Source organism: Enterococcus sp. DIV1420a (assembly GCF_051712165.1).
In the GTDB taxonomy this organism is placed as follows: domain Bacteria; phylum Bacillota; class Bacilli; order Lactobacillales; family Enterococcaceae; genus Enterococcus; species Enterococcus faecalis.
The window spans coordinates 325274-351726 of the sequence record NZ_JBIOOI010000002.1 but is presented as its reverse complement, the minus strand read 5'-3'; the positions used below and the strand labels follow the sequence as shown (position 1 = coordinate 351726).

Below are 26453 nucleotides of genomic sequence, written 5' to 3'. Positions count from 1 at the left end.
TTTTTAACAAGAGTTATCATTTGTAGTTAACGAAAAAGGAGGATTGGAAAAAATGCAAAAAGTAATTATTGATTGTGATCCCGGAATTGATGACACGCTTGCTCTCTTGTATGCACTTGCTTCACCAGAGCTAGATGTCCAAGCGATTACCGTTGTTTGTGGAAATGTCCCTGTGGAGATTGGCGTGGAAAATGTTTTTAAATGTTTGGAAAAAGTTAATCGCTTAGATATTCCTGTCTACCAAGGGGCTGCTAGCCCTTTAAAACGGCCATTTGTTAGTGCACAAGATACACATGGCATGGATGGTTTAGGTGAAACATATTTCCCCAGAACTAGCAAAATCCAAGCACAAGCGCTTTCCGCTGCTGACTATTTAGCACAAACCTTTCAACAAGCTACCGATTGCTCAATCATTGCCCTTGGTCCTTTAACAAATATTGCTTTGGCTTTAAAAAAAGAACCTCTTCTGGGGCGAAATCTTCAACGTTTTGTCTCAATGGGTGGTACCTTTAAAAGCCACGGCAATTGCTCTCCTGTTGCAGAATTTAATTATTGGTGTGATCCTGATGCAGCAGCTTGGGTTTTTGAGAAATTAGGTGCAAAAATCGAAATGGTCGGCTTAGATGTCACACGAGAAATTGTTTTTACACCAACAATTCTCAATTATTGTCAACGACTCAACCCCAAAATGGGGAATTACCTCGCTGAGATTACTCAATTTTATTTTGATTTTCATTGGAAATATGAACGTATTTTAGGGTGTGTTATCAACGATCCCTTAGCGGTTGCTTATTTTATTGATCCTGCGCTCTGCCAAGGCTTTTCCAGTTACGGACAAATTGTTCCTGACGGCATTGCTATGGGGCAATCAATGATCGATCAGTATCATTTCCAGCAGCAACCAGCTAATTGTCATGTCTTGACTACGGTTGATAGTCAACAGTTTTTCGTGAAGTTTCTATCCATTCTTTTAAATGTACAAATAGATGAGATCGAAAGAGATTTCAAAAATTTAAGGATGGGACAACCATGAAAAAAATAACACCACGAATCATTACAATTATCGCTTTTAGTGTTGCTTTAAATTACCTTGGCAGTACCATTGCGTTACTCCTTCGTTTACCAATTTATCTTGATAGTGCGGGAACTATTTTTACAGGTGCGTTATTAGGCCCACTCTTTGGCGCACTGACAGGTATTTTAACAAGTCTACTAACTGGATTGACAACGGATATCTTTTCTCTGTATTATTCACCTGTCCAACTCTGCACAGGAATTTTAGCAGGTTTGCTCCTTCATCAGCAGTTAAAAGTAACCAAATTACCATTTAAAACGTTGTGGTTAACGATACCAGGAACAGTGATTTCTTCCTTAATCACAGTTTGTTTATTTGGTGGAATTACTTCTGCTGGCTCCAGCATAATTGTCCAATTTTTATATGGTTTAGGCTTAAATCAGTTAGCAAGCGTCCTGTTGGTTCAATTGATAACAGATTACGGGGATCGTCTGCTATCAGTCATCATCGTCACAGCTGTTATCGCTGCCTTACCTAAACGTTCCTTTATAACAAAATAAACTGTTTTAATGCCAAAAAATGAGGAAATCATCTGTTGATGATCTCCTCATTTTTTTAGCGACTGCCAGGTTCTGAAGCTATAATCGTTAAATCACCTTCAAAACGCCAGCTCGGAATATCTGTTGGAAAGATAAAGCTATCGCCTTTTTTCAAATCAAAAGTAGCCACATCTGCTTTTGTAGCATCTTCTGTAATCAATCGACCCACACCTTCAATAACTGTTGCTAATGTATAAGGTGCTTGTTTTTTGACTTTTAGAATCCCACTGACACGCCACTCATAGACATTAAAGAAATCTGTTTTTACATAAGTAACAATGCTTGATTGTCCTTGATTTTCTTGTTGAATAGAGAGGTCAGGATCCTTCGCCGGAACGGTTGTCACATCAATGGATTGTTGAATATGCAATTCCCGGGTCTTTCCTTGATCATCTGTTCGATCATAATCATAAACCCGATACGTAGTATCACTGCTTTGTTGCGTTTCTAAAATTAAAATACCCGAGCCGATGGCATGAATAGTGCCGCTTGGTACATAATAAAAATCGCCTTTTTTCACTGGTACTTTTCTTAAAAGATCGTCCCAACGACCTTCTTCAATCATTTCTGCAAGTTCTTCTTTTGTTTTCGCGTGATGTCCATAAATGATTTCAGCGCCAGGTTCTGCATCAATAATGTACCAACATTCAGTTTTGCCTAGCTCGCCTTCATGTTTTTGGCCATATGCATCATCAGGATGAACTTGCACGGATAAATCATCTTCAGCATCTAAAATTTTCGTTAATAATGGAAAGACAGCGCCACCTGCATGGCCGAATAACTCTTGATGGTCTGCCCACAATTCATCTAATTTTTTTCCTTTAAATTCGCCATTTAAAACAGTACTAACGCCATGTGGATGTGCACTGATTGCCCAATCTTCACCAATTTTATCGCTCGGTAAATCGAAACCAAATAGCGTGTGTAGACGATTGCCGCCCCAAATTTTTTCTTGAAAAACAGGTTGTAAAAATAATGGTTCTTGCATTGACTGTGACCTCCCAAATTGAATTCGCTCTCATTATATCACTAAAAACTAGTCATTTCATCTGAAACTGATGATTTCTCTTTTAAATAGGTTGCCAACAACTGATCTCTTTCTTCGATATAAGTGTTCCGGTGGTCCTCTGGATGGACTCGATTAGATAAAAAGATAAACGCTGATTGTTGTTGCACATCAATTAGCAAAAAAGTGCCTGTATAGCCTGTATGGAATAATAATGGCCGTTGCGTAGCTACATCATATTTAAAATCCCAGCCTAGAGAACGTGGTTTATCTGCAGCTGGCACTTGGTTAACTAGTAACAAATCAATTGTCTCTTTTTTCAAGAATTGGTGATTGTGATAACTGCCTCGATTTAAATACATTCGAACAAATTTTGTTAAATCATAGACATTGCTAAACAAGCCAGCATTCCCTGCATGTTCCCGTAAAACGAATGCCTTAGGATCATGGGTTGCACCTCGAATCAACCCTCTTTGTTCATGTAATTCTGTTGGCACACAGTTTAAAGGATTCTTTGGTAGAAACGTACTTTCGTTCATCCCTAAAGGAAGCAATACTCGCTCAGATAAAATTTCTATCATTGATTGTTGGAACATTTCTTCTAACATAAAGCCTAATAAAATAGTCCCTGCATCTGTATAGACGACTTTTTTACCTATTGCTTTGCCTGCGTGAAATGAATGATTGTAGGCGTCTTTTAATTCTTGGGCATTCAGCTGATCACGATTAGGAATATAGCCTTGTAAATCTGCCGTATGTGTCAACAAATGCCGGATTGTAATATTAGAATCTTGAAAAGAGGGATAATAAGTTTGTAATGATTGATCTAGAATAATTTTTCCTTCTTCCACTAATTGCAAAATAACGGTGGTGGTGCCGACTACTTTGGTTAAAGAAGCCACATCAAACAGCATGGCCGAGGTTAATTGTTCTTTGGTGGGTTTTACTTGTGCCAGTCCCCAACAATTGCTCTCCTCTTTTTCACCTTCAATGAAACAAAAACTAGCCCCCGAAAAAACACCTTTTTTCATCATTTTTTGAATTTTCCACTTTGTTTTTTCGTACATTTTTTCACCTTCTATTTTTAATATTAAAGGAAAAGTCTAGAATAAGTTCCGAACAAAAGTAGCGTTAAACTTTTATTCCGACTTTATTCCAGACTTGCTAAAACAAGCTTATTTTGTCTGTCTAAGCGTTTATTTTAAGACAAACCACCATTCCAAGCCAATTGGATCAAACACAGTGACAATTGCTTTTTTCTGGTCAATAAAGAACTCTTGATTTTTTGCCGTTAATTGTTGCTCTATTGCTAAAATATGGTCTTGATCAGAGAGCTTAATGGTAAAGAAATCTAAACCTAAGTGTGGATCAGGTAATTGATCCACTTCACTTGTTTCAGGTTTTTGGAATCCAATAGTTGCTTTGCCATCTTCTAAAACAAATTGATCTTTTTCATTGCGTTTTAAACCCAGAACTTCCTCATAGTATGCTTTTATTTCTTTTTGATTGTTTGTTTTTAATTGCACATGCGCTAAATATGAGCCAGCGGCTAACCCTTGATGTGGCTCTAAGTCCTCACTGATAAGATCTTTAAGCACAATTGGTTGCTTTTCAGAAGTCGAATTTGCTGTTGCTTCATCGTGAAAAATCTCAAATTGATTGCCTTCAAGATCAGTAATGAACATGCTTTGTCGTGTGCCAATTTGGAAACTTTCATCAATTGGGTAGTCTTGCTCAAGCACTCGTTGAGCAATTTGTAAAAATTCTTTTTCCGTAGGAACTTTAATTGAAAAATAAGCCATTTGCTTTTCTTCATTATGAAAATCTTCGGCTTTTCTAGTTTCTTCTAAAATTAATAATTGCGTTCCTGCTTCACGTGTACCCCAGATAGACAGGTTATTTTCTTCTGACTTTAAAACAAAACCCATTACTTTTTTATAAAAGTCGACCATTTCGCCAACTTTTTTCGCACGAATGGCAATTGTTTTTAATGTCGCAGCTTTTTCTAATTGAAATTCAGTCATTTTTTCTGTTACCTCCATTTTCTTCTCTCCCATTTTATACATCTCTTGCTATTTCATCAAGTAATATCCTGTTTTTCTCAAAAGAAAATAGAAATTTTTCAATTTCGCTAACTTTTTGTCAAAAAAATAAGGCTTTAGGAACCAGTCTTTACGACTATGGTTCCTGAAGCCTCATCATGAATTACTATTTTTTTGCTACGCCTTTTAGGCTACTTCTTCTGAAAACTGACTGTTATATAAGTCAGCATAAAAACCGTTTTTCGCCATTAATTCATCGTGGGTTCCTGTTTCTACAATTGAACCTTCTGCCATAACGATAATCGTATCGGCATCACGGATAGTCGACAAGCGATGAGCGACTACAAAGCTGGTCCGATTTTCCAATAAACGATTCATTGCTGCTTGAATCAGTATTTCTGTTCGAGTGTCCACACTTGAGGTGGCTTCATCCAAAATTAAAACGTCTGGATTTGCTAAGAATGCTCGAGCAATTGTAATTAATTGTCGTTGACCTTGAGAAATATTGCTGGCTTCTTCATTTAGAATCGTTTGATAGCCTTCTGGTAATTTTCTGACAAAATCATCCACATGGGCTGCTTTCGCCGCACGGATCACTTCTTCTTCGCTCGCTTGGTCATTACCATAATGAATATTGTCATAGATACTTCCAGTGAACAACCAAGTATCTTGAAGAACCATTGAAAAGTGTGCTCGCAACTCTTCGCGAGATAAATCGCGCGTATCTACGCCATCATATTTGATGCTGCCGCTACTAATATCATAGAAGCGTTCCAATAAGTTAATTAGGGTTGTTTTCCCAGCACCTGTTGGGCCCACGATTGCGACCATTTCCCCAGGTTTAACATTTAAATTGAAATCTTTCATTAATAATTTCTCTGGTGAATAGCCAAAAGCAACATGTTCAAAAGAAACACGATAAGGACTATCTGTTTCCACTGGTATGCCAGAAGGTTCATCCACCATTTCTTCTTCATCTAATACTTCAAAGACACGTTCTGCCGAAGCCACCGTAGCTTGGATTGTATTCATTAAATTAGCGATTTGAGTAATCGGTTGTGAAAATTGATTGGTATATTGAAGAAATGCTTGGACATCCCCTAAATCCATCATACCATTCGCTACTTTTACGCCACCAAGGACTGCAACAAACACGTAGCCTAGATTTTTGATAAAGTTCATTAAAGGCATAATGATCGCTGAAATAAATTGTGCTTTGCGACCAGCATGATATAATTTTTCATTTTCTTTTTCAAATACTTCTTGATCACTTTCTTCGTGGTTGAAACTTTTTACTACTACGTGACCACCGTAGGTTTCTTCGACTTGGTTATTCAATAATCCTAAGCTTTTTTGTTGAGCCGCAAAATGTTTTTGCGAGCGAGGCGCCACAACCATCACAACAATTAAACTTAATGGCACTGTTGCTAAGGCAATTAGTGTTAACTGCCAGCTAATGGTCAGCATCATCCAAAGTACACCCACAAATGTCACGATACTGGTAATTAATTGGGTTAAGTTTTGTTGTAAAGTACTCGCAATATTATCCATGTCGTTAATTGCCCGCGACATAATGTCCCCATTACTATGAGTATCATAATAGGAAATTGGAACTTTGTTCATTTTCGCTTCTAATTCTTGACGTAATTCATAAACTGTTCGCTGTGAAACACGTGTCATAATTACTTGCTGCAAGAAATTAAAGACAGCAGAAATAAGGTACATGGCAATAACAATTAATAAAATTTGACCGATTTTGTCAAAATCAATTGGAAAAGATGTTATTTTTAAGCCTTGTTTCATTTCAGCAGCGCCTTTCATGACGCCTTTAAAAATTTCAGTTGTCGCCTGTCCTAATACTTTTGGTGTTTGAATTTGGAAAACGACGGCTGCGATTGCTAATACTAAGACAGCAATAATTGACAGCATTCGTTTAGACATGTATCGAAATAAACGTTTCACTGTTTTCCAGAAATTTTTTGGTTTTGGCCCTTTTGCGCCAATGTTGCGTCCTGGTCCACCGCCCATTGGTCCGCCTTTTGGTCGACTACTCATGCAAGGTCCTCCTCTCTCAATTGAGAATGTACAATTTCTTGATACGTTTGGTTATTCGCTAATAACTCTTCATGCGTTCCTTTACCAACTAATTTTCCTTCGTCTAATACTAAAATTGTCGATGCTTCCATAACCGTACTTACACGTTGGGCCACTAAAACGACAATTGCATCCGTCATCTGCTCTTTTAAGGCTTTTCTTAAATTAGCATCTGTTTTGAAATCCAATGCAGAAAAGGAATCATCAAAAACATAGACATCTGCTGGTTTTACTAAAGCACGAGCAATAGCCAACCGCTGGCGTTGTCCGCCAGAAAAATTACCGCCGCCTTGTTCGACATGACTATCCAAACCTTCTGCCAATTCTGAAACAAACGCCTTCGCCTGCGCGATTTCTAAGGCTTGCCAAATTTCTTCATCGGTCGCATTTGGGGCGCCGTATTGCATATTTTCACGAATCGTTCCTGTAAATAAAACAGCCTTTTGCGGTACAAAGCCAATCATTTCTCGTAAATTATGCTGTGACGTATCTTTAATGTTTTTACCATTTAGCAAAATCTTGCCAGATTCAACATCATAAAAACGTGGTAAAAGATTAACTAGCGTTGTTTTCCCAGAACCTGTCCCACCAATAATTGCGACCGTCTCCCCAGATTTTGCTGAAAAATCTATATCTTCCAGTGCTAAGTTTTCAGCATGCTGGTAACGATAATTAACATGTTCAAACGCCAATGTTGCTTTGTCGCCTTTTAGAGAGAGTAGTTCTGGATTGGGTACATCTTTGATTTCTGAATCAGTATTTAGCACCTCATTAATCCGATCAGCAGAAGCTTGCGCCCGCGGTACCATGACAAAAATCATGGATAGCATCATGAAACTCATCAGAATTTGCATGGCATAAGTCATAAAGGCGATTAAGTTCCCTACTTCTAGTTGCATTTCCGCAATATAATGACCGCCAAACCAAGTGATTGCAATATTGGTACCACTCATAATGAGTGTCATTAAAGGAATCATCAAAGCGACAATCGTATTCACTTTAATCGCCGTTTGTGTATAATCCTTATTGGCTTCATCAAAACGTTGTTCTTCATAGTTTGCTTTGCCAAAGGCCCGAATCACACGAACTCCTGTCAGTCCTTCACGAAAAACTAAATTTAAACGGTCGGTTTTCTTTTGCATGCTCTTAAATAACGGAACCGCTAAAAACATGATACCTCCCACTAAAACAGCCATAATTGGTAAAACATATAGAAAAATTTTCGTTAATTGTGGGTCCTTGTTATACGCCATAAAACTTGCACCAATTAACGTTAAAGGTGCGTTAATCATTAAACGTAAAAACATTTGCATAACCATTTGAATCTGATTGACATCATTGGTTGTTCGTGTAATTAGCGAAGCTGTCCCAAATTTGTCAAATTCATTATTAGAAAAATTTTCAACTTTTCGATAAATATCAGTCCGTAATTTTTTACCTAAACTTTGTGATTCTTTGGTGGCAAAAAAGGTATTTCCAATAGAAGCGACAATGCTAATCAAAGAAAAGCCTAACATGACAACTCCTGTACTCCAAATATAGTTAATATCTCCTTTAGCAACACCGTCATTAATGATATTAGATGTTAATGTGGGCAGATATAAATCTGCGATAATTTGCACGATCATAAATAAAACCGCTGCAAAGACCGACCATAATGACATCCGTTTGACTAGTTTAATCAACTAACTTCTCCTCCTTTTTGCTACTTATAAGCGCCATTTTTCAACCAATTTAATTTCATTTTTAATTGTTTGACTGCTTCAGTTGAATCATAGGCGGTATTTTCTCTTTGTTGACGATACCCATCAACAATTGTTGAGAAAACGGCATGCATCGCCGTCTGCATGAACCATGTGAATTCTTTTGGCGTTTCAATGGTTAATTTCGAACGATCAATTATTTGATAAAGATGTTCTGCATAGGCAGCATGGCCTTTTCTTCCTCTATGCTTATGACAGTGCTGTTTCCTATTTTTTTCCTCTTCCCCAGTCGCTAAATTATCCGTCACCCGACGTGAAGCACGATAGTCCATGTTGACAAATAAATTCCGATAGAAAGAAGCATTCTCTCCAGTTAGCACTTCGACAATCATTTTGGAGAAATAGACATCCATGGCTTCGATTAAATCGCCATCTTCCGCAATAATTTGTTTCTCTAAATCTCGTTCACTATTTTTTCTTAATGTCGCAAAGTAATAAAAATACAAATCTTCTTTGTTCTCAAAATATTGATAAAAGCTACCGCGCGGAATTTCCGCTAATTTAACAATATTTGCAATTGACGCTTCTTGTAAAGAATGGCGCGAAAATTCAATTTGCGCAGCATCTAATAAGCGTTGTTGCTTTTCTTCTGGCAAATGAAAAAACGTATTCGTAGGCATATTTGTGTTCCTCCCTTTTATGACACATTGTCATATGACATCATGTCATTATAGCACTCTCTATTCAGAATGCAAGTTTTTTACAAAAAAATCAAGCACCTAGCAAGACAAAATTGATGTTAGATTCTGTCTCACCAGTTGCTTGATTAATAATAGTGTTTGATGCATTCTTGTAACAAGTCAGCGACCTCTTTTATAGGTCCATTGGCATCTATTCGTTGATAATTAGGATATTGTTCCAATTGGTTTTTGATAAGAATTTCTTGATCATAAAGGTTTAAACGTTCTTCAATAATTTTAGGATCAGATTCTCGTTGTTTTAAACGTTGATAAATATTTTCTTTTGAAACGTCAAAAAAAACTGGAATGACGGACTCGCCGAAACGCTCAAAGACCGCTTGAAAGCCTGGAAAAGTTAACGCATTATAGGCTGGATGCTCTTTCGTTGTTTCAACGATGGCAGCTACACCGACACCGTAATAGTTTCCATGGTAAAAATCATACTCCACTAACTGATTGGTTTCAATCAAGGTTTGAAAACTTGCTTTTGTTTCAAAATAGTAATCCACACCATCCACTTCATCCAATCGTTTTTTCCTCGTAGTATGCGAGATAACTTTATAGTTTTTCGGAAAAACCTTACTTGTAATTGCGGTCTTGCCAGAACCACTAGGACCCATAATAACAAAAAATGGATGTTGTAATTGCTTAATCATTAGAAACGCTCCTCTCAGTTGTTTCTATTATAACGTATTGTGCACTATTTTGAAAAATTGACAAAAAAGAGCTTGGGCCAAAAATCACTTTGGATTTTTGGCCCAAGCTTAAAAATTAATAAACGGCGGGAACAGAAGCAACAACCTACTACGCTTATCTTGTTTTGTTTAATTACAATAACTAGTCTAAGTTTTGTCCATTAGTTTCAATAACTTGTTTGTACCAATTAAACGATTTTTTTTCATAACGGTTTTTAGTACCATTTCCTTCATCGTCTAAATCAACGTAAATAAACCCATACCGTTTACTCATTTCACCTGTGGAAGCACTGACTAAATCAATACAGCCCCACGGCGTATAGCCCATTAAATCGACGCCGTCTGCAACTGCTTCTGCCATTGCTTCAATATGACGACGTAAATAATCAATCCGATAGTCGTCTGCCACATAGAAATTTTCGTCTACTTTATCAATTGCACCTAAGCCGTTTTCCACAATAAATAAAGGTTTTTGATAACGATTATATAATTCATTTAGGGCAATTCGTAAGCCTTCGGGATCAATTTGCCAACCCCATTCACTTGCTTCTAAGAAGGGATTTTTAACGCCGCCTAAAAGATTCCCATTTGCTGTATCGTTGGTAGTACCAGTAACATCGACAGCAGTCGACATATAATAACTAAAGCCAATGTAATCCACTGGGTATTCTTTTAATAATTCTAAATCTCCTTCTTCAATAACTAAGTCTTTCACAGCATATTTTTGATACATGCGTTCTGCGTATGCTGGATATTCACCACGAACTTGAACATCTGTACAATAATAATTAAACTCTTGGTTTTCAATCATTGTAGCAACTTGATTGACTGGATTCGAATCAATGCCATACGTTGTGGCATAAATAATCATACATCCAATTTGTAATTCTGGATTTAATTCATGGCCAATTTTTACAGCTTTACTACTTGCAACAAATTGATTATGCCAGGCTTGGAAAATGTTTTGATAATCATTGGCTCCATTGCTTTTCACCAATCCTTGACTAAGTGCTGGGAAATGGAACGCTGAATTAATTTCATTGAATGTCATCCAATAGTTAACTTTTTGGTGGTAACGTGTTAAAACAGTTTCCGCAAAACGTTCATAAAAGTCAACTAATTGACGATTTTTCCACCCGCCGTATTCTTTCGCTAAATGCAGTGGCATTTCATAATGAGAAATCGTAATTACTGGTTCAATGTTATAGCTTAAACATTCATCGATAACCGCATCATAAAATTTCAAGCCGGCTTCATTCGGTTGTGTTTCATCTCCTTGTGGAAAAATACGCGACCACGCAATTGAAAATCGATAACATTTGAAGCCCATTTTAGCAAACAACGCAATGTCCTCTTTAAAGCGATCATAGTGATCAATTCCTGTATGATTAGGGTAGCGATATTTCGTTTCGTCAATCGTCCAATCAAACGCTTCATCTCCTAAAATAGCGAAACGTTGTTTTCCTCCAGGCATCGCATCTGCCACAGATAACCCTTTACCATCGGCTAAGTAAGCCCCTTCTAATTGATTGGCTGCGGTTGCACCGCCCCATAAAAATCCTTTTGGAAATTTTGTCGTTGTTGTCATACTTGTTCCTCCTCCAATTGTCTTTTATTTAATAATGGCTAAAAAGTCTTCACCATGTAACACGTCTGTTTGGTTCATATCCAAAACATCTAAATAATCATTCGTATTCGTTACCACAATCGGTGTAACTACTGGATAACCAGCTTCTTTAATGGCAGCAATATCAAAAGTAACCAGCAAATCTCCTTTTTTAACAGAATCACCTTGTTTCACTGATAATTCAAAGCCTTTACCATCTAATTCGACCGTATCCATGCCAATATGCATTAATAATTCAACGCCCTCTGTTGTCGTCAAGCCAACAGCATGTCCTGTCGGAAATAATGTGGTGATTTCACCATCTGCGGGTGCATACAGTTTGCCTTCAGTCGGCTCAATTGCAACACCTTTTCCTAAAGCACCTGACGCAAAAACAGGGTCTTGTACTTTTTCTAGCGGTAAAATTTCACCTTGAAGTGGACTTGCTAAAATAATTTTGTCTTCTTGATTCGTTTTTACAGGTGCCACCACCTTATCAGTTGCTGTTTTTTCAGTTTCTGTTTCTGGATTAGGTTGATCTTCAAAACGTAAGACAAACGTTAAGACAAACGCAATGATAAAGGCAATTCCAGCACCAATTGCACCAGTAATCATCGGTGCAGTATCTTTTGTCTCTGCAGGAATAAACCCAGGTAAGCTCAACATACTAACCAAACCAAACGTAAAGTTTTTCACGTGATTCATAGCTACAAATGCACCACCGATACCGCCACCAATACAAGCTGCAATAAATGGTTTTTTCAATGGTAAAGTCACGCCATATACAGTTGGTTCAGTAATTCCAAAAATAGTTGTAATGCTTGAAGACAAAGCCAAACCTTTTAGTTTCACATTTTTTGTTAGGAAAAAGACAGCTAAAGCAGCCCCGCCTTGTGCAATAACGGCTGGTAATAACATTGGTACCATCGTATCGCCACCTTGTGTTAAGTTTAACATCATAATTGGTACAAAGCCCCAATGCATACCAAACATTACCAAGACTTGCCACAACGAACCCATTAATAACCCTGCGATAATTGGACTAAAAGCGTAAATTGCGTTGTATCCTTGTCCCAACCAATCGCCGATGACCGTCCCGATAGGACCAATAGCTAAGAAGGTAACAGGTGCCATAATAAGGAAAACAGCTAACGGAACGCAGATAATTTGTAGAAAACTCGGAATTACTTTTTTGAAGAAACGTTCTACATAACTTTGTGCAAAAACAGCCAAAATAATTGGTAAAACCGAAGAAGTATAGCCACTTGGCCCAATAATCACTGGAAGACCAGCAAAGCTAATTGTTTTGCCTGCTAAAGCAGTAATGCTGGGATGAACTAAGGCCATCGCCAAAGCAACCGCTAAAAAGGGATTAGTATTGAATTTTTTAGCAGCCGTAAACGCTAACATAATTGGTAAGAAAGTAAATAAACCATCTGCAATCGAAAAGAGAACAAGATATACGCCTGAAGTGTCAGCTAACCAGCCCATAGTTACAGCCAATGTTAAGAAGCCTTTTAGAACCCCAGCGCCGGCCATTGCACCTAAAAACGGTGTAAAAATAGAAGAAATAATATCAATTAAACGGTTAAAGATATTTCCGCCACTTTCTTTTTCTCTATTATCAGAATCATTACCTAGTCCACTGTTGGCCATCAAATCCTTATAGACATCACTAACGTGACTGCCAATAACCACTTGATATTGTCCTGCACTTTGAACTACCTGAATAACATCTGGGTCAGCATTCAATGCAGCAGTATCTGCTTTATTTTCATCTTTTAATTTAAAACGTAAGCGTGTAGCACAGTGAACAACACTATTAACGTTGCCTTCGCCCCCAACAGCTTTTAACACACGTGCTGCAATTTCTTGATTTTTACTCATCTCTAGATCCTCATTTCCATTAATTTTTAATATCAAAAAAACCTACATTGAAAAAGAGCCAGATCCTTCTCTTCACAGCTGCGCAGTCTGCGAAAATCGTTATCGGTTTTTTCAATCTAGGTTTTGCCTGCATTATCAGTAACAATCCGCGATTATTGGTTGTTATGCTTTTTTATCATTGACCACTCTTTGGATATGAATGGTTAAATAAATCATTTCCGCTTGATCAATTGGTCGATCATAGCTTTTTAATAAATACTCATTAATACGTTGGACCGCTTGAAACGCCTTAGGATACTTTCCTTGGACCAATGCAAAAAGAAATTCGTCCTCCTCATCATGCGCTTCTTGTTTTAAATAACGTTGCGCAAAATATTGAAGATGTGTAACAATTCGTTGATAGTTCAATGAATCTTCATCAAACACCTGTCCAAAGTAGCGACTAATAATCGTTAAAATATCACGAACCATCTTGGTTGCTTCCATGGTAACTTCCATATTGCCATTTCCTTGTTCAGCATTCACAATATGAAAAGCAATGAAGCCCGCTTCATTTTCTGAAAATTGAACTCCTAGCTTTTCAGCAATAATCGCTAATGCTTGCTTTGCGATTTCAAATTCTTTAGGATAAAATTTGCGTGTTTCGAATACAAGAGGATTCGGAATATCAATTCCTTCTTTGGCTCGAAGTAACGCATAGTGAATATGATCCGTTAAAGTTAAATAAATATTTGATGAAAGCTCAATCGCTAGCGTTGTTTCTGCTAAATCAACGATTTGTTTGACGACTTCTACTTCTTTGGTAGGGACGTCTTCAAACAGCTGCTGGAATTGCCCTGCCATAGCGGAGTCCTTTAACACGAATTCCTTTTCAACATAATCTGGATTGATCGTGTCTCCAATCTTCTTTTGAAAGGCTAAGCCGCGTCCCATATAAACAATTTCTTCGCCTTGCTCATTTCTTGAAAGCACGACATTATTATTTAAAACTTTTTCAATCCTCATGATGAATGCAACCTCACTTTTTTATAAAAAAAGCCCAGAATCCCTCCACTGATTGTGTTAATGGAAGACTCTGGTTTTGCCTGCAAAGCAGTAACAATCCTTATTTACAAAGTAATAATAGCATGCTTTTTTTTAATATGCAAGCCTTTCCAAAAAAATATTTTTATTTATTTTTTACTCTGTTGATCCATTTTAAAAAAAAGTTTACTAAAAGTAAAAAAAGACTTGCTTTCTCTTACTTTTTATTAGTAAAATAGAGATGTTGAATTTTTAAACTATTTATTTTAAGGAGATTACACAATGTCAAAATTATTAGTTGTTAAAGCACATCCATTAACAAAAGAAGAATCACGCTCAGTTCGTGCGTTAGAAACATTTTTAGCTTCATACCGTGAAACAAATCCATCAGACGAAATCGAAATTTTAGATGTTTATGCACCAGAAACAAACATGCCGGAAATCGATGAAGAATTATTATCTGCTTGGGGCGCACTTCGCGCTGGCGCAGCGTTTGAAACATTAAGCGAAAACCAACAACAAAAAGTGGCTCGTTTTAATGAATTAACTGATCAATTTTTATCTGCAGACAAAGTAGTAATTGCTAATCCAATGTGGAACTTAAACGTACCGACACGCTTAAAAGCTTGGGTAGATACAATCAACGTTGCTGGAAAAACATTCCAATATACTGCAGAAGGACCAAAACCTCTAACAAGTGGTAAAAAAGCCTTACACATCCAATCAAATGGCGGCTTCTACGAAGGAAAAGATTTTGCTTCTCAATACATTAAAGCGATTCTAAACTTTATTGGCGTTGATCAAGTTGACGGATTATTCATCGAAGGAATCGATCATTTCCCTGATCGCGCGGAAGAACTTTTAAATACTGCCATGACCAAAGCAACTGAATACGGTAAAACATTCTAAATTTTCCGAGTGATTTACATCAAAAAGAGACAAGCAGTTCGTTCACTGCTTGTCTCTTTTGTTACGTAGATTCTTGTTGATCTGGCTTATCTTCATCATACAAACCGGAAACGATTTGGTACCACTCAAAAATGTGTGTAATTATCACCTTAGCTGCGGCATAAACAGGAATTCCTAAAATCACCCCGACAATCCCAAATAGTTTACCAGACGTTAATAAAACAACCAAAATGGTGACTGGATGAATGGATAACTGACTGCCTAGGACAAGTGGTGAAATAAACCGACCTTCGACCGTTTGCTCAATGGCAAAAACAATCAAGACTTTAATTAACAAAGCTGGCCCACTGACAATTCCTAAAAAGACTGCTGGAATCATGGCTAAAAATGACCCTAAATAAGGGATTAAATTTAAAAAGCCTGCTGCAATACCTAAAGTGACTGCATAATCTAAGCCAATGACAGAAAAACCAATCATAAACATAATTGCCACTGCGAAAGCGACAGTTAACTGTCCTCTAATATAAGAAGAGACTTGATCATTGACTTCTGCAAGAACTTTTAAGGTTGGTTTACGCATCTTCACTGGTAAAAACTTCATTAAATATGGCGCTAAGTTTTTGCCATCTTTCAGTAAATAAAATAGAATAAACGGCATCGTAATGATGGCGACAAAGATCGTAGCCACCGCCCCAAAGAAATTACCAATTCCTTGTACTGTGAACGTTGAGACGTTTTTAATGATGGTACCTAACGAACTGACAACTTTATCGCCTGCCGCTTCAAGTTGTTCTCTAAATTGCGCGAAAAGTGGATCACTTAATATTTCCTGCGATTTTTGATCAATTGTATCAATATATTGAGGAAAATGATTCACAAAGCTGACAGATTGCTCACGAATTTTAGGAACGATTACAATACCACCCCAAATGAGTAGTGCCACAATTAAAATAAATAGGCCGATAATACTCCAGACACGTGAGATTTGTTTTTTCTCTAAATAATCGACAATTGGATTTAATAAATAATATAAAATCCCCGCCATAATTACTGGTAAGCCGACAACGCCGAAAAACTGCCAGACGGGCTTAAATAAATAAGAAACTTTCGTAAAAGTTAGAATAATTAACAGCACCAATAAGACAATCAGTAAGGCTGTTACTACTTGATTATTTAAAAACCAACGCCAAAACCAAGACAGGCGTTTATCAGTCGTTTGTTTTTTATCCATTGATTCACGCTCCATTTACTAAATAATCAATTGTTGTTCCAATGGTTATCTTTGGTAACTGATGGGGCGTTAAATAAACACCATTTCGGATAACATCATCCTCATCGGTTGGTGCATCAGCAAAGATTAAAGTGCTGTGAGCGATACTTTGCAAGTTACTATTGGCAAAAGAACCCACTTTTGTAATTGTATAGTTTGTATCGCCAATTTTCAGATGATCTCCTTCTGCCAAGGTAACTTGGTCTTTTTCTGGGAATGATTGAATAACTGCATGTTGCTTCAAGGTATCGGTAGCAGTTTCTCCAAAAAGAATAATCATTTTTTCTGAATCATCGATTGCATGTTTGCCTATTTCTGTTACGGTTGCTTGCATCTTCCATCCCACTCCTTCATTATCTTACTTCTATTATTATAGCATAGAATAAAATAGATATTCAGGAAAAAGAAAAGGCGGTGAACAATCGTCAATTGACTTTTGTTCACCGCCTTAAAATAAGTTTTTATTTAAAGAAGTTCATAATATGAGTCCAAATTTTTTCATCAAAGACATCCATTGGATTCCCATTTCCAATCAAACCATAACCAATCATTGTTCCCACAACAAATAAGATAATGACTAACGAAATGACCACTAGAATTTTCAATAATGTTACTAAAATATAACGAAATGAACTCATACGTTTGACTCCTTTAGATTACTGTCGTTGCTTGTTTTTCTTCAATTTTTTCATCATTGACACGTTCAACGTTCGCGCCTAATTTTTGAAGTTTTTTATGGAACTCATAATAGCCACGATCTAAATATTTCAAATTAGAGACACGTGTAATGCCATTTGCACGTAACCCTACTAAAATCAATGCGGCAGCTGCCCGTAAATCAGTGGCTTCCACTGCTGCTCCTTGTAACTCGTTGCCGCCATTAATAACGGCAATGTTGCCGTCAATTTTTAAGTCAGCGTTCATTCGACGCATTTCCTCTAAGTGTTGGTAACGATTTTCAAAGACTGTTTCTGTCACGATGCTTGTTCCTTCAGCAAACATTTGGATCGCTGTCATTTGCGCTTGCATGTCTGTTGGGAAACCAGGATGCGGCATTGTCTTAACATCTGTTGGTTTTAGATGTTTTGGTCCAATTACACGGATGCCGTTTTCTTCTTCTTCAATGATTGCACCCATTTCAGTTAATTTAGAAATTAGCGGACGATTATGTTCAGAAATTGCTTCTTCAATTAAAACATTGCCCTCAGTCATTGCTGCAGCTACCATGAACGTACCTGCTTCAATTCGATCTTGAACGATTGAATGCTCTACGGCATGTAATTTATCGACGCCTTCGATACGCATCGTTTCTGTTCCAGCACCGATAACATTGGCACCCATTTTGTTTAAAATGTTTGCTAAGTCAACGATTTCAGGTTCACGAGCAACGTTTTCAATGATAGTTGTTCCTTTCGCACGAACAGCAGCCATCATAATGTTTTGCGTAGCGCCGACACTTGGGAAGTCTAAGTAAATAGTGTTACCGATTAGTTCATCCGCAATTGCTTCAATATAACCATTTTTTTGGATGATTTTTGCACCTAATGCTTGGAAGCCTTTTAAGTGTAAATCAATTGGTCGTTTTCCAATGGCACAGCCACCTGGCATTGCCACTTTGGCATGGCCATTACGAGCCAATAAAGGTCCCATTACAACGATAGAAGCACGCATTTTACTAACGTACTCATAGTTTGCTTCGATCCCTAAAGGTTGTGTTGCGTCTATTGTTACTTCATTCGCGTCTTCATCAAAATCAATGGCTACATTCAAATGCTTAATTACTTGATTCATTGTAAATACATCAGATAAAATTGGTACATTTTTTAAAGTAGTAACGCCTTCTTCAGCTAAAAGAGTAGCTGCTAAAATTGGTAAAACAGCGTTTTTGGCGCCTTCAATTTTTACAGTTCCTTCTAATTTTGTATTACCACCATGAACAATAATTTGTTCCATTTTGTTCCCCCCAAAAAAATGAGAATAGGTATTCCTATTCAAAATCTTTACTATTATACCATTATTCAACTAAAAATTGTACCTTTTTTTATTTTTCAATTTTTAAGGAAAATACACAATGAAAAGATTTCGACAAAGCGCAATCAATTCTAAAGCAAACGAGCTAACTGTGTATCCGATAGCGATGGCGAAAAATACCATCAGCATTCTAATTTGCGGTGTAAATTGGGTTTTGAAAAATTGCTCAATACGCAATGATTGCAACGCCCAAAAACTTATGTAAATGAACATAAGATGACTAACGATTCGAACAATAGCATCTACTCCATAGTATTGCATAAGGAGCCTCCTTTTTTCTAACGTAGGAACATTTTATCACAAAATAATAAAAACCGATAATTAATCCACTTGAAATGCCAAAATTTGACACTATTTATTAAAAAATACGAAGAAATAGAGTTTAAGGCACCTGACTCAATAGCAAGCGCCTTAAACTCTACAAAAGTGACTGAATCCTTCAGCCTTTTTTACCCATGTTTCGATACGTTGATCCGGTTGATTGCACGATGCAAAGCAACAGTCGCACGACGTAGTTGATCGCGGTCGTCTTTTGCTTTGGCTTCTTCAATTAAACGTTCTGCTCGTTGTTTTGCTCGTTCAGCACGAGGTACATCGATATCTCGTTCACGTTCGGCACTATCGGCAATAATAGAAACGACATTATCACGGACTTCCATGATACCACCATTTACAGCTACCCAGTCAACATGTGTATCTGAATCGGTCCGTTTGATGCGGACTTCATCAATCGCTAGCGGAACGATGATTGGCGCATGTTTTGGTAAAATACCAATTTCACCATCTGTTGTTTTCGCCACAACGATTTTTGCATGGTGGTCATAAACTAGACCATTAGGCGTTACTACATTCACAGTAAGACTATCCATTGTGTTTGCCGCCTTTCTAGTAGTTTAATTGTTTCGCTTTTTCGATGGCATCTTCAATTTTACCGACACTACGGAAGGCTTCTTCTGGCAGATTATCATGTTTACCTTCAAGAATTTCTTTAAAGCCACGAACTGTTTCCGCAACTGGTACATAAGAACCAGGTTGACCTGTAAATTGTTCAGCAACGTTAAAGTTTTGAGATAAGAAGAATTGAACACGGCGTGCGCGACCAACAAGTACTTTTTCGTCATCTGATAATTCGTCCATCCCTAAAATAGCGATGATATCTTGTAATTCACGGTAACGTTGTAAAATATGTTGCACTTCGGTAGCCACTTCGTAGTGTTCTTCTCCAACAATTTCAGGAGCCAAGGCACTAGAAGATGAAGCTAACGGATCTACCGCTGGATAAATCCCTTGTTCGGTTAATTTACGTTCCAAGTTAGTTGTTGCATCCAAATGGGCAAACGCTGTTGCTGGCGCTGGATCGGTATAGTCATCGGCTGGAACATAGATTGCTTGAATAGAGGTAATTGATCCTTTTTTCGTTGAAGTAATCCGTTCTTGTAATTGTCCCATTTCAGTCGCTAAGGTTGGTTGGTAACCAACGGCTGACGGCATCCGACCTAAAAGGGCAGAAACTTCTGAACCGGCTTGGGTGAAACGGAAAATGTTATCAATAAATAATAGCACGTCTTGTCCTTCCACATCACGGAAATATTCAGCAATCGTTAACCCAGTTAAGGCCACACGCATCCGTGCACCTGGCGGTTCGTTCATTTGACCAAAAACCATGGCTGTTTTTTCAATAACGCCTGAATCTTTCATTTCATAGTACAGATCGTTCCCTTCACGTGTCCGTTCACCAACACCAGTAAAGACGGAAATCCCTCCATGTTCTTGGGCAATATTATGAATTAATTCTTGAATTAAGACGGTTTTACCAACACCGGCACCACCGAAAAGTCCGACTTTACCACCTTTTAGATAAGGTGCTAATAAGTCAATAACTTTAATCCCTGTTTCTAAAATTTCATTACTGGTACTTAATTCATCAAATGCTGGCGCTTTTTTATGAATCCCACTACGTTCAGCATCTGCAGGGAATGGCGCTTCTAAGTCAATTGTGTCTCCTAAAACGTTAAACACACGACCTAATGTATCTTTACCAACAGGAACTGAAATTGATTTTCCTGTATCGATAACTTCCATTCCACGTTGTAAACCATCTGTCGATTCCATGGCGATAGAACGAATCACTCCATCACCTAGTTCTAAAGCGACTTCAAGTACTACTTTTTGTTTTGCTTCGCCATTTTTATAAACGACTAAAGCGTTGTTAATATCGGGTAAGGATTGATCTAATGAAAATTCCACGTCAACAACGGGACCGATTACTTGAACAATCTTTCCTGAACTCATAATTTCTTTCCTCCAGTCTTCATAAAGTCACACGCTTTGAACGTTTTTATAAACGTTCAAACGTAAGACTAGATTATTCTAGTGCAGCTGCACCAGCAACAATTTCTGTAATTTCTTGGGTAATCGCCCCTTGACGAGCACGGTTATAAGAAATTGTTAAATCGCTAATAATATTTTGCGCATTGTCAGTGGCTGTTTTCATGGCGGTCATCCCAGCAGCATGTTCTGCTGTTTTCGCATCAATGATCGCCCCATAAATTAAGCTTTCTGCATATTGTGGTAATAATTGATCCAAGATTGCTTCAGGTGAAGGCTCTAAAAGATATTCTTGTTCGTAAGAGGTCGCCTCTGATGGATCTAAATCAGTAATTGGCAACATTTTTTCCACACGAAACTGACTCGTTAGTGAGTTAACGTGGTGATTATAACAAACATACAATTCATCAAACACTTCGTTTTGGTACATAGTCGTTGCCGTTGTCACAATCTTACGGACTTCTTCAAACGTTGGTTGATCCGTTAAGCCTCTTAGCTCATAGGAAACATCGATTCCGCGTGCTTTAAAGAAATCCGCCCCTGTACCACCAATGGCGATTAAGGCATATTCTTTATTAGAATCATGGTCTTCTTGAATCATACTCATGGTTTGTTTTAAGATTGAGCTATTGTAGCCACCAACTAACCCTTTATCAGAAGTGATAACGATATAGCCTGTTTTTTTGACAGGTCGTTGTGCTAACATCACATGATAGCTCCCTTCACTAAGAGAAGATTGTTCTGTTTCACGTAATTCACTTAACTGAGCAGCTACTAAATGCGTAACGACACTACGAATTTTTGAAGAATATTCTTGAAAGCTTTTAGAGGCGCCTTCTGACTTGGTCAATTTGGCTGCAGAAACCATTTGCATCGCTTTGGTAATTTGGCTTGTCTTTTTTGTTGATGCAATGCGTTGTTTGATTTCGTTTAATGAAGCACCCAATGTCGCTCACCTCTCTTATGCGTTATCGATTTTTTCTAAAGCTTCTTTGGCTGAATCTCCGCTATTGTTTGCCGCTGCAAACATTTCAGAAAACTCTGTAATCGCTGCATCTAATGCATCAGTATCTGGTAAGTCTTTCGTTGTACGAATGGTTTCCAATAAGTCTGCATGTTTGCCATCAAAATAATCGAATAAATCTTGTTCAAAGTGTAAAATTTTATCTACGCTCACGCTATCTAAAAAGCCGTGTGTTAACGCATATAAAATTAAGACTTGTTTTTCTACAGGCAGTGGCGCATGTAGTTTTTGTTTTAAAATTTCTACCGTACGACGACCACGGTTTAATTTAGCTTGTGTTGCCGCATCTAAATCAGAGCCAAATTGTGTAAAGGCTTCTAACTCACGGTAACTAGCTAAGTCTAAACGAAGCGTTCCGGCAACTTTTTTCATTGCTTTGATTTGCGCTGATCCTCCGACACGAGAAACAGATAACCCAGCATCAACGGCTGGACGAGTGCCTGCATAGAACAAGTCGCTTTCTAAGAAAATTTGTCCATCAGTAATTGAAATAACGTTTGTTGGAATATAAGCAGAAATATCGCCTGCTTGTGTTTCAACGAATGGTAAGGCTGTCATTGAGCCGCCACCTAATTCATCACTTAATTTAGCTGCACGTTCTAATAAACGTGAGTGTAAATAGAAGACATCCCCTGGATAAGCTTCACGACCTGGTGGACGGCGTAATAGTAGAGAAAGTTCACGATAAGCCACGGCTTGTTTTGATAAGTCATCAAAAATAATTAAGACATGTTTGCCGTTATACATGAATTCTTCACCCATTGCAGTTCCTGCATACGGTGCAATGTAAAGTAATGGTGCTGGTTGTGAAGCCCCTGCAGTCACAACGATTGTATAATCTAAGGCACCAAATTTACGAAGTGTTTCTACTTGGTTACGAACAGTAGATTCTTTTTGACCAATCGCTACATAAATACAAATTACATCTTGTCCTTTTTGGTTAATAATTGTATCAATTGCAATCGATGTTTTCCCTGTTTTACGGTCTCCAATAACCAATTCCCGTTGTCCACGACCAATTGGTACTAGGGCATCAATGGCTTTTAAGCCAGTTTGCATTGGTTCAGCAACAGATTGACGTTGCATAACACCGGGAGCTGTTGCTTCCACAGGACGTGTTTTGTCTGTTTTAATTTCGCCTAAACCATCTAATGGTTGACCTAATGGATTAACAACACGGCCAATCAAAGCTTCCCCAACGGGTACTTCCATGATTTTGCCTGTGCGTTGTACTTTATCTCCTTCACGAATGGTTTCAAAATCGCCAAGGATAATAATCCCTACATCATTTGTTTCTAAGTTTTGTGCCATTCCGTATGAACCGTTTGAAAACTCAACAAGTTCTCCACTCATGGCATTTTCTAAACCGTGGGCGCGGGCAATTCCGTCACCGACGTAAGTGACTGTTCCAACTTCTTCAACAGCAAGCTGTTGTTGATAGTTTTCGATTTGTTCTTTAATCAAGGCACTGATTTCTTCTGCTTTGATAGCCATTCAATTCACCTCTTTGTAGTCCTAAAGATTATTTTAATAACTTCTGCTGCATATGTTCTAATTGTTTGCGGATGCTGCCATCGATTACTTGATGGTTTGCTTCAATAACCACTCCGCCGACAATTGACGGGTCAATTAAATTGACTAAATGCGCTTGTTCATACCCTAATAATTGGGCAGCTTTTTCTTCCATTGCTTGATGTTGTTCTTTTGATAAAGGAATGGCTGTTGTCACTGAACCCAAAATTAGTCCTTGGTGCTCATCATAACGTCGTTCATATTCATCAATCATCAAGAGCAGATCATACATGCGACGATATTCGTAAACCACTCGCAAAAAGTTTTGCATCATTTCACTAAAACTTGTTACTAGTTTTTCCATGATGCTGTCTTTTTCATAAGGTTCTAAGCGATCATCACTTAAAATATCGCCAATACCAGGTACTTGGTGATAGACTTCGCGAAGCGTCAATAATTCTTGATAAATTGCTTCAGCTTGGTTCTTTTCAACTGCCAACTCAAACAAAGCCTTGCCGTAGCGTTTACCAACTGTATATTTATCTAGTTTCATTTGCTTTACCTAAACTTTCAATATAAGAATCAATCAATGCTTCATGTGCATCTGGTGTTAATTCTTTATTTAAAATTTTGGCTGCAATTTGAAGAGAAAGATCTGCCACTTCATTTTTTACTGAAGACAATGCTTCTTCACGTTCTTGAGAAATATCTGTCCGAGCTTTTTCGCGTAGGCGAGTAACTTCCGCAGTTGTTTCTTTTAATGTTTTTTGGCGAGTCTGTTCTCCACTTTCTTTCGCGTTTTTAATAATTTCAGCTGCTTCTGATCTGGAAGAAAGTAATTGTTGTTGACGTTCTTTTTCCATTTTCGCTGCTGCTACGCGAGATTGTTCTGCAGAGTCTAAATCGTTGGCAATTTTTTCTTCACGTTGTGTCAAAATATCTACGATTGCTCCCCATGCATATTTCTTTAATAAGAGCATCAAGATTAAAAATGCACCACTGACAACAATCATCGTGCCTAGTGTGGTACTAGGAGCCGTTTCACCGACTACCAATGTAGTAAGTAGCATGAAGTCTCAACTTCCTTTCCTGCAAAAATCGATTTAGCTTCTTCAACTGCTTTATCACCAGCTATTGAAAAGGCTAAAGATAGAAGAAAGCAGTGACGGTCCCGATAATAATCAGCGTCCTGCCTCCATTTTATTGCTTATCTGAATAAAAGTAATAAAGAAACAACGACACCTAAAATTGGCACAGCTTCGATTAAAGCGACCCCGATAAACATTGTTGTTCTTAATTGACCAGACATTTCTGGTTGACGAGTCATTGACTCGATTGTTTTTGAAATAACTTGTCCGTTACCGATAGCGGCTCCGATAGCTGAACCGAAAATTGCAATTGCTGCTGCGATAAAATTTAATCCTTCCATTGTGTAAAATCCTCCTAAAAGATAATTTTTGTCCTTCGTATTTCTTGATTATTCTTCTGTTTCAATTTTGTGTGACATATAAACCATTGAAAGTGTCACAAAGATAAACGCTTGGATACATCCAATAAAGATTGAGAATGCTACCCAAATCATTTCTAGCGGAATTGCTAGTGGGATAACCCATAATCCAACGCTTGCTACGGTTCCAGCAATCAAGCCCAATAGAACTTCGCCGGCAAAAATGTTTCCGTACAAACGCAAGCCTAATGTTAATAGATTCGTGAATTCTTCCATTAATTTTACCGGTAGTAAGAAACCAACGGGTCTTAAATAACTATTAACTAGATAGCCTTTAAAACCAAAGCGTTTCATACCAAAGAAGTGTGTTAAGACAATCATCATCATCGCTAACGTTAAGGTTACGATTGGATCGGCGGTTGGACTTTTCCAAACGCTGAGATCGTCGCCCACAACGATTTTTGTAACGAGACCCAAGATGTTTGAAACAAGCACAAACATGAAAAGGGTAAACGCCATTAAATGAAAATTGCTCACTTCTTTACGAGGTAAATTGTCTGTAATGATTCCACGAATAAAATCTACTAACCATTCGATGACCGTTTGTTTGCCTTTAGGTCGTAGCTTCATATTTCTCGTACAAGCATAGACAAAGGCGAAAACAATGATACACGTCAACAGCACCATCAAAACAATGGTTCCATCAAACCAAATTGGTCCGATATTGAAGAGTAATTTCTTCTCTTCCAAATCAATTCACCTCTTTTCCAACAATCTTTCAGAAGTTTCATCCTACTCCTGAGTGATAATCCCTGGCAAAGCTATCGTACCACCACTTGTTGATAATTTACAAATAGTTTACTTTTAAAATTTCATGTGTTGAAAATTGGTTGGAAAACCTTTTCCATAAACCAATCTAATGCAGGGTGGTACTGCTTTCCGAAGCGATTAAAAAATGAATCATTTACATTCATTTACTCAACACTTACCAGATTTTACACCTAATCCGAAGAAAGGCAAGCAAATATGCGAAAAAGAATAAATTTACATTTTTAACGTCGGTTATTTTTTAATGTTCGGCTGATTTGTCGGTCAACTTCCTTACGTTTCAAGTCTTCACGCTTGTCGTACTGCTTTTTCCCTTTAGCTAAACCAATCAAAACTTTGGCATAGCCGTCTTTAATATAGACCTTCAAAGGTACTAATGTGATACCTGTATTTTTGGTTTCGCCGATTAACTTATTAATTTGTTTTTTGTGTAATAATAATTTTCTGGTACGTAATGGGTCATGATTAAAAATATTGCCCTGTTCATATGGACTAATATGAACATTATACAAAAAGGCTTCTCCGTTTCGAATTCGTGCAAAACCATCTTTTAAATTGATACGACCATTACGAATAGATTTGATTTCTGTTCCTTGTAAAACAAGACCTGCTTCAACCGTATCGATAATTGAATAATCATGTCTAGCTTTGCGGTTTTGTGCGATTAATTTTCCTTCCCCTTTTGGCATAAGCG

General features: G+C 37.7%; 27 protein-coding genes. 3 read left to right on the top strand and 24 right to left on the bottom strand.

Annotated features, from left to right (window positions below):
* The first annotated feature begins 52 nt into the window (after positions 1-52).
* Positions 53-1033, top strand: a complete 981-nt coding sequence (locus tag IGI80_RS13085) for a nucleoside hydrolase (protein WP_002359623.1) — start codon at positions 53-55, stop codon at positions 1031-1033.
* Positions 1030-1575, top strand: a complete 546-nt coding sequence (locus tag IGI80_RS13080; RefSeq protein ID WP_002359620.1) for an ECF transporter S component — start codon at positions 1030-1032, stop codon at positions 1573-1575. Before IGI80_RS13085 ends, IGI80_RS13080 begins: the two co-directional genes overlap by 4 nt.
* A 55-nt stretch (positions 1576-1630) precedes the next feature.
* On the opposite strand, the gene manA is transcribed toward IGI80_RS13080, so the two are convergent.
* The 10 genes from manA to licT form a co-directional block, all read right to left on the bottom strand.
* Positions 1631-2602, bottom strand: a complete 972-nt coding sequence (gene manA / locus IGI80_RS13075) for a mannose-6-phosphate isomerase, class I (protein ID WP_002359619.1) — start codon at positions 2600-2602, stop codon at positions 1631-1633.
* Between the two features lie 41 nt (positions 2603-2643).
* Complete coding sequence (locus IGI80_RS13070) at positions 2644-3687, bottom strand: serine hydrolase domain-containing protein (protein ID WP_002397094.1); 1044 nt, start codon at positions 3685-3687, stop codon at positions 2644-2646.
* 129 nt (positions 3688-3816) lie between these two features.
* Positions 3817-4686 carry a VOC family protein gene (locus tag IGI80_RS13065; protein WP_002356578.1) on the bottom strand — a complete coding sequence of 290 codons (870 nt, stop codon included), beginning with the start codon at positions 4684-4686 and terminating at the stop codon, positions 3817-3819.
* Positions 4687-4848: 162 nt separating this feature from the next.
* Positions 4849-6717 (bottom strand): ABC transporter ATP-binding protein, encoded by a 1869-nt coding sequence (locus tag IGI80_RS13060; RefSeq protein ID WP_002362577.1) that lies wholly within the window; start codon positions 6715-6717, stop codon positions 4849-4851.
* Positions 6714-8441 (bottom strand): ABC transporter ATP-binding protein, encoded by a 1728-nt coding sequence (locus IGI80_RS13055; RefSeq protein WP_002356575.1) that lies wholly within the window; start codon positions 8439-8441, stop codon positions 6714-6716. Before IGI80_RS13055 ends, IGI80_RS13060 begins: the two co-directional genes overlap by 4 nt.
* A 20-nt stretch (positions 8442-8461) precedes the next feature.
* Positions 8462-9139: a TetR/AcrR family transcriptional regulator gene (locus IGI80_RS13050; protein WP_002359614.1), complete on the bottom strand. Its 678-nt coding sequence runs from the start codon at positions 9137-9139 to the stop codon at positions 8462-8464.
* A 146-nt stretch (positions 9140-9285) separates the two neighbouring features.
* Positions 9286-9855, bottom strand: a complete 570-nt coding sequence (locus IGI80_RS13045) for a guanylate kinase (protein WP_010824830.1) — start codon at positions 9853-9855, stop codon at positions 9286-9288.
* A gap of 181 nt (positions 9856-10036) precedes the next feature.
* Complete coding sequence (locus tag IGI80_RS13040) at positions 10037-11482, bottom strand: glycoside hydrolase family 1 protein (protein WP_002362575.1); 1446 nt, start codon at positions 11480-11482, stop codon at positions 10037-10039.
* Positions 11483-11506: 24 nt separating this feature from the next.
* On the bottom strand, positions 11507-13387 hold the full coding sequence (locus tag IGI80_RS13035; RefSeq protein ID WP_002388379.1) for a beta-glucoside-specific PTS transporter subunit IIABC: 1881 nt from the start codon (positions 13385-13387) through the stop codon (positions 11507-11509).
* A gap of 162 nt (positions 13388-13549) precedes the next feature.
* The gene (licT, locus tag IGI80_RS13030) at positions 13550-14392 is read right to left on the bottom strand and encodes a BglG family transcription antiterminator LicT (protein WP_002359608.1); all 843 of its coding nucleotides are present in this window, start codon (positions 14390-14392) and stop codon (positions 13550-13552) included.
* Positions 14393-14692: 300 nt separating this feature from the next.
* Between licT and IGI80_RS13025 the strand changes: the two genes are divergently transcribed.
* Positions 14693-15319, top strand: coding sequence for an FMN-dependent NADH-azoreductase (locus tag IGI80_RS13025; protein ID WP_002367152.1), 627 nt, complete (start codon positions 14693-14695; stop codon positions 15317-15319).
* A gap of 61 nt (positions 15320-15380) precedes the next feature.
* Here the strand turns inward: IGI80_RS13025 and IGI80_RS13020 are convergent, their stop codons facing one another.
* The 14 genes from IGI80_RS13020 to smpB form a co-directional block, all read right to left on the bottom strand.
* Positions 15381-16550 (bottom strand): AI-2E family transporter, encoded by a 1170-nt coding sequence (locus IGI80_RS13020; protein WP_002381494.1) that lies wholly within the window; start codon positions 16548-16550, stop codon positions 15381-15383.
* 4 nt (positions 16551-16554) lie between these two features.
* Positions 16555-16923, bottom strand: coding sequence for a PTS glucitol/sorbitol transporter subunit IIA (locus tag IGI80_RS13015; protein ID WP_002356567.1), 369 nt, complete (start codon positions 16921-16923; stop codon positions 16555-16557).
* A 127-nt stretch (positions 16924-17050) separates the two neighbouring features.
* Positions 17051-17227, bottom strand: coding sequence for a DNA-directed RNA polymerase subunit beta (locus tag IGI80_RS13010; RefSeq protein WP_002356564.1), 177 nt, complete (start codon positions 17225-17227; stop codon positions 17051-17053).
* A gap of 13 nt (positions 17228-17240) precedes the next feature.
* Positions 17241-18542, bottom strand: a complete 1302-nt coding sequence (gene murA, locus IGI80_RS13005; RefSeq protein ID WP_002356562.1) for a UDP-N-acetylglucosamine 1-carboxyvinyltransferase — start codon at positions 18540-18542, stop codon at positions 17241-17243.
* Between the two features lie 102 nt (positions 18543-18644).
* Positions 18645-18881: a DUF1146 family protein gene (locus IGI80_RS13000; protein WP_002356560.1), complete on the bottom strand. Its 237-nt coding sequence runs from the start codon at positions 18879-18881 to the stop codon at positions 18645-18647.
* Between the two features lie 188 nt (positions 18882-19069).
* Positions 19070-19489 carry a F0F1 ATP synthase subunit epsilon gene (locus tag IGI80_RS12995; RefSeq protein ID WP_002356559.1) on the bottom strand — a complete coding sequence of 140 codons (420 nt, stop codon included), beginning with the start codon at positions 19487-19489 and terminating at the stop codon, positions 19070-19072.
* A gap of 16 nt (positions 19490-19505) precedes the next feature.
* On the bottom strand, positions 19506-20912 hold the full coding sequence (gene atpD / locus IGI80_RS12990) for a F0F1 ATP synthase subunit beta (RefSeq protein WP_002356558.1): 1407 nt from the start codon (positions 20910-20912) through the stop codon (positions 19506-19508).
* 73 nt (positions 20913-20985) lie between these two features.
* The gene (locus tag IGI80_RS12985; RefSeq protein WP_002356556.1) at positions 20986-21894 is read right to left on the bottom strand and encodes a F0F1 ATP synthase subunit gamma; all 909 of its coding nucleotides are present in this window, start codon (positions 21892-21894) and stop codon (positions 20986-20988) included.
* A gap of 15 nt (positions 21895-21909) precedes the next feature.
* Positions 21910-23466 carry a F0F1 ATP synthase subunit alpha gene (gene atpA / locus IGI80_RS12980; RefSeq protein WP_002356555.1) on the bottom strand — a complete coding sequence of 519 codons (1557 nt, stop codon included), beginning with the start codon at positions 23464-23466 and terminating at the stop codon, positions 21910-21912.
* A 28-nt stretch (positions 23467-23494) separates the two neighbouring features.
* Positions 23495-24037 (bottom strand): ATP synthase F1 subunit delta, encoded by a 543-nt coding sequence (gene atpH, locus IGI80_RS12975; RefSeq protein ID WP_002397092.1) that lies wholly within the window; start codon positions 24035-24037, stop codon positions 23495-23497.
* Complete coding sequence (gene atpF, locus IGI80_RS12970; protein WP_002365031.1) at positions 24024-24554, bottom strand: F0F1 ATP synthase subunit B; 531 nt, start codon at positions 24552-24554, stop codon at positions 24024-24026. Before atpF ends, atpH begins: the two co-directional genes overlap by 14 nt.
* A gap of 137 nt (positions 24555-24691) precedes the next feature.
* Positions 24692-24913, bottom strand: coding sequence for an ATP synthase F0 subunit C (gene atpE, locus IGI80_RS12965; protein ID WP_002356552.1), 222 nt, complete (start codon positions 24911-24913; stop codon positions 24692-24694).
* 48 nt (positions 24914-24961) lie between these two features.
* The gene (atpB, locus tag IGI80_RS12960; RefSeq protein ID WP_002356551.1) at positions 24962-25681 is read right to left on the bottom strand and encodes a F0F1 ATP synthase subunit A; all 720 of its coding nucleotides are present in this window, start codon (positions 25679-25681) and stop codon (positions 24962-24964) included.
* A gap of 302 nt (positions 25682-25983) precedes the next feature.
* Positions 25984-26448, bottom strand: a complete 465-nt coding sequence (gene smpB / locus IGI80_RS12955) for an SsrA-binding protein SmpB (RefSeq protein WP_002356550.1) — start codon at positions 26446-26448, stop codon at positions 25984-25986.
* Positions 26449-26453 lie beyond the last annotated feature (5 nt).

Coding starts and splice junctions, on each gene's coding strand:
- IGI80_RS13085 (WP_002359623.1), top strand. CDS start 53: ATGCAAAAAGTAATTATTGATTGTGATCCCGGAATTGATGACACGCTT.
- IGI80_RS13080 (WP_002359620.1), top strand. CDS start 1,030: ATGAAAAAAATAACACCACGAATCATTACAATTATCGCTTTTAGTGTT.
- manA (WP_002359619.1), bottom strand. CDS start 2,602: ATGCAAGAACCATTATTTTTACAACCTGTTTTTCAAGAAAAAATTTGG.
- IGI80_RS13070 (WP_002397094.1), bottom strand. CDS start 3,687: ATGTACGAAAAAACAAAGTGGAAAATTCAAAAAATGATGAAAAAAGGT.
- IGI80_RS13065 (WP_002356578.1), bottom strand. CDS start 4,686: ATGTATAAAATGGGAGAGAAGAAAATGGAGGTAACAGAAAAAATGACT.
- IGI80_RS13060 (WP_002362577.1), bottom strand. CDS start 6,717: ATGAGTAGTCGACCAAAAGGCGGACCAATGGGCGGTGGACCAGGACGC.
- IGI80_RS13050 (WP_002359614.1), bottom strand. CDS start 9,139: ATGCCTACGAATACGTTTTTTCATTTGCCAGAAGAAAAGCAACAACGC.
- IGI80_RS13045 (WP_010824830.1), bottom strand. CDS start 9,855: ATGATTAAGCAATTACAACATCCATTTTTTGTTATTATGGGTCCTAGT.
- IGI80_RS13040 (WP_002362575.1), bottom strand. CDS start 11,482: ATGACAACAACGACAAAATTTCCAAAAGGATTTTTATGGGGCGGTGCA.
- IGI80_RS13035 (WP_002388379.1), bottom strand. CDS start 13,387: ATGAGTAAAAATCAAGAAATTGCAGCACGTGTGTTAAAAGCTGTTGGG.
- licT (WP_002359608.1), bottom strand. CDS start 14,392: ATGAGGATTGAAAAAGTTTTAAATAATAATGTCGTGCTTTCAAGAAAT.
- IGI80_RS13025 (WP_002367152.1), top strand. CDS start 14,693: ATGTCAAAATTATTAGTTGTTAAAGCACATCCATTAACAAAAGAAGAA.
- IGI80_RS13020 (WP_002381494.1), bottom strand. CDS start 16,550: ATGGATAAAAAACAAACGACTGATAAACGCCTGTCTTGGTTTTGGCGT.
- IGI80_RS13015 (WP_002356567.1), bottom strand. CDS start 16,923: ATGCAAGCAACCGTAACAGAAATAGGCAAACATGCAATCGATGATTCA.
- IGI80_RS13010 (WP_002356564.1), bottom strand. CDS start 17,227: ATGAGTTCATTTCGTTATATTTTAGTAACATTATTGAAAATTCTAGTG.
- murA (WP_002356562.1), bottom strand. CDS start 18,542: ATGGAACAAATTATTGTTCATGGTGGTAATACAAAATTAGAAGGAACT.
- IGI80_RS13000 (WP_002356560.1), bottom strand. CDS start 18,881: ATGCAATACTATGGAGTAGATGCTATTGTTCGAATCGTTAGTCATCTT.
- IGI80_RS12995 (WP_002356559.1), bottom strand. CDS start 19,489: ATGGATAGTCTTACTGTGAATGTAGTAACGCCTAATGGTCTAGTTTAT.
- atpD (WP_002356558.1), bottom strand. CDS start 20,912: ATGAGTTCAGGAAAGATTGTTCAAGTAATCGGTCCCGTTGTTGACGTG.
- atpA (WP_002356555.1), bottom strand. CDS start 23,466: ATGGCTATCAAAGCAGAAGAAATCAGTGCCTTGATTAAAGAACAAATC.
- atpH (WP_002397092.1), bottom strand. CDS start 24,037: ATGAAACTAGATAAATATACAGTTGGTAAACGCTACGGCAAGGCTTTG.
- atpF (WP_002365031.1), bottom strand. CDS start 24,554: ATGCTACTTACTACATTGGTAGTCGGTGAAACGGCTCCTAGTACCACA.
- atpE (WP_002356552.1), bottom strand. CDS start 24,913: ATGGAAGGATTAAATTTTATCGCAGCAGCAATTGCAATTTTCGGTTCA.
- smpB (WP_002356550.1), bottom strand. CDS start 26,448: ATGCCAAAAGGGGAAGGAAAATTAATCGCACAAAACCGCAAAGCTAGA.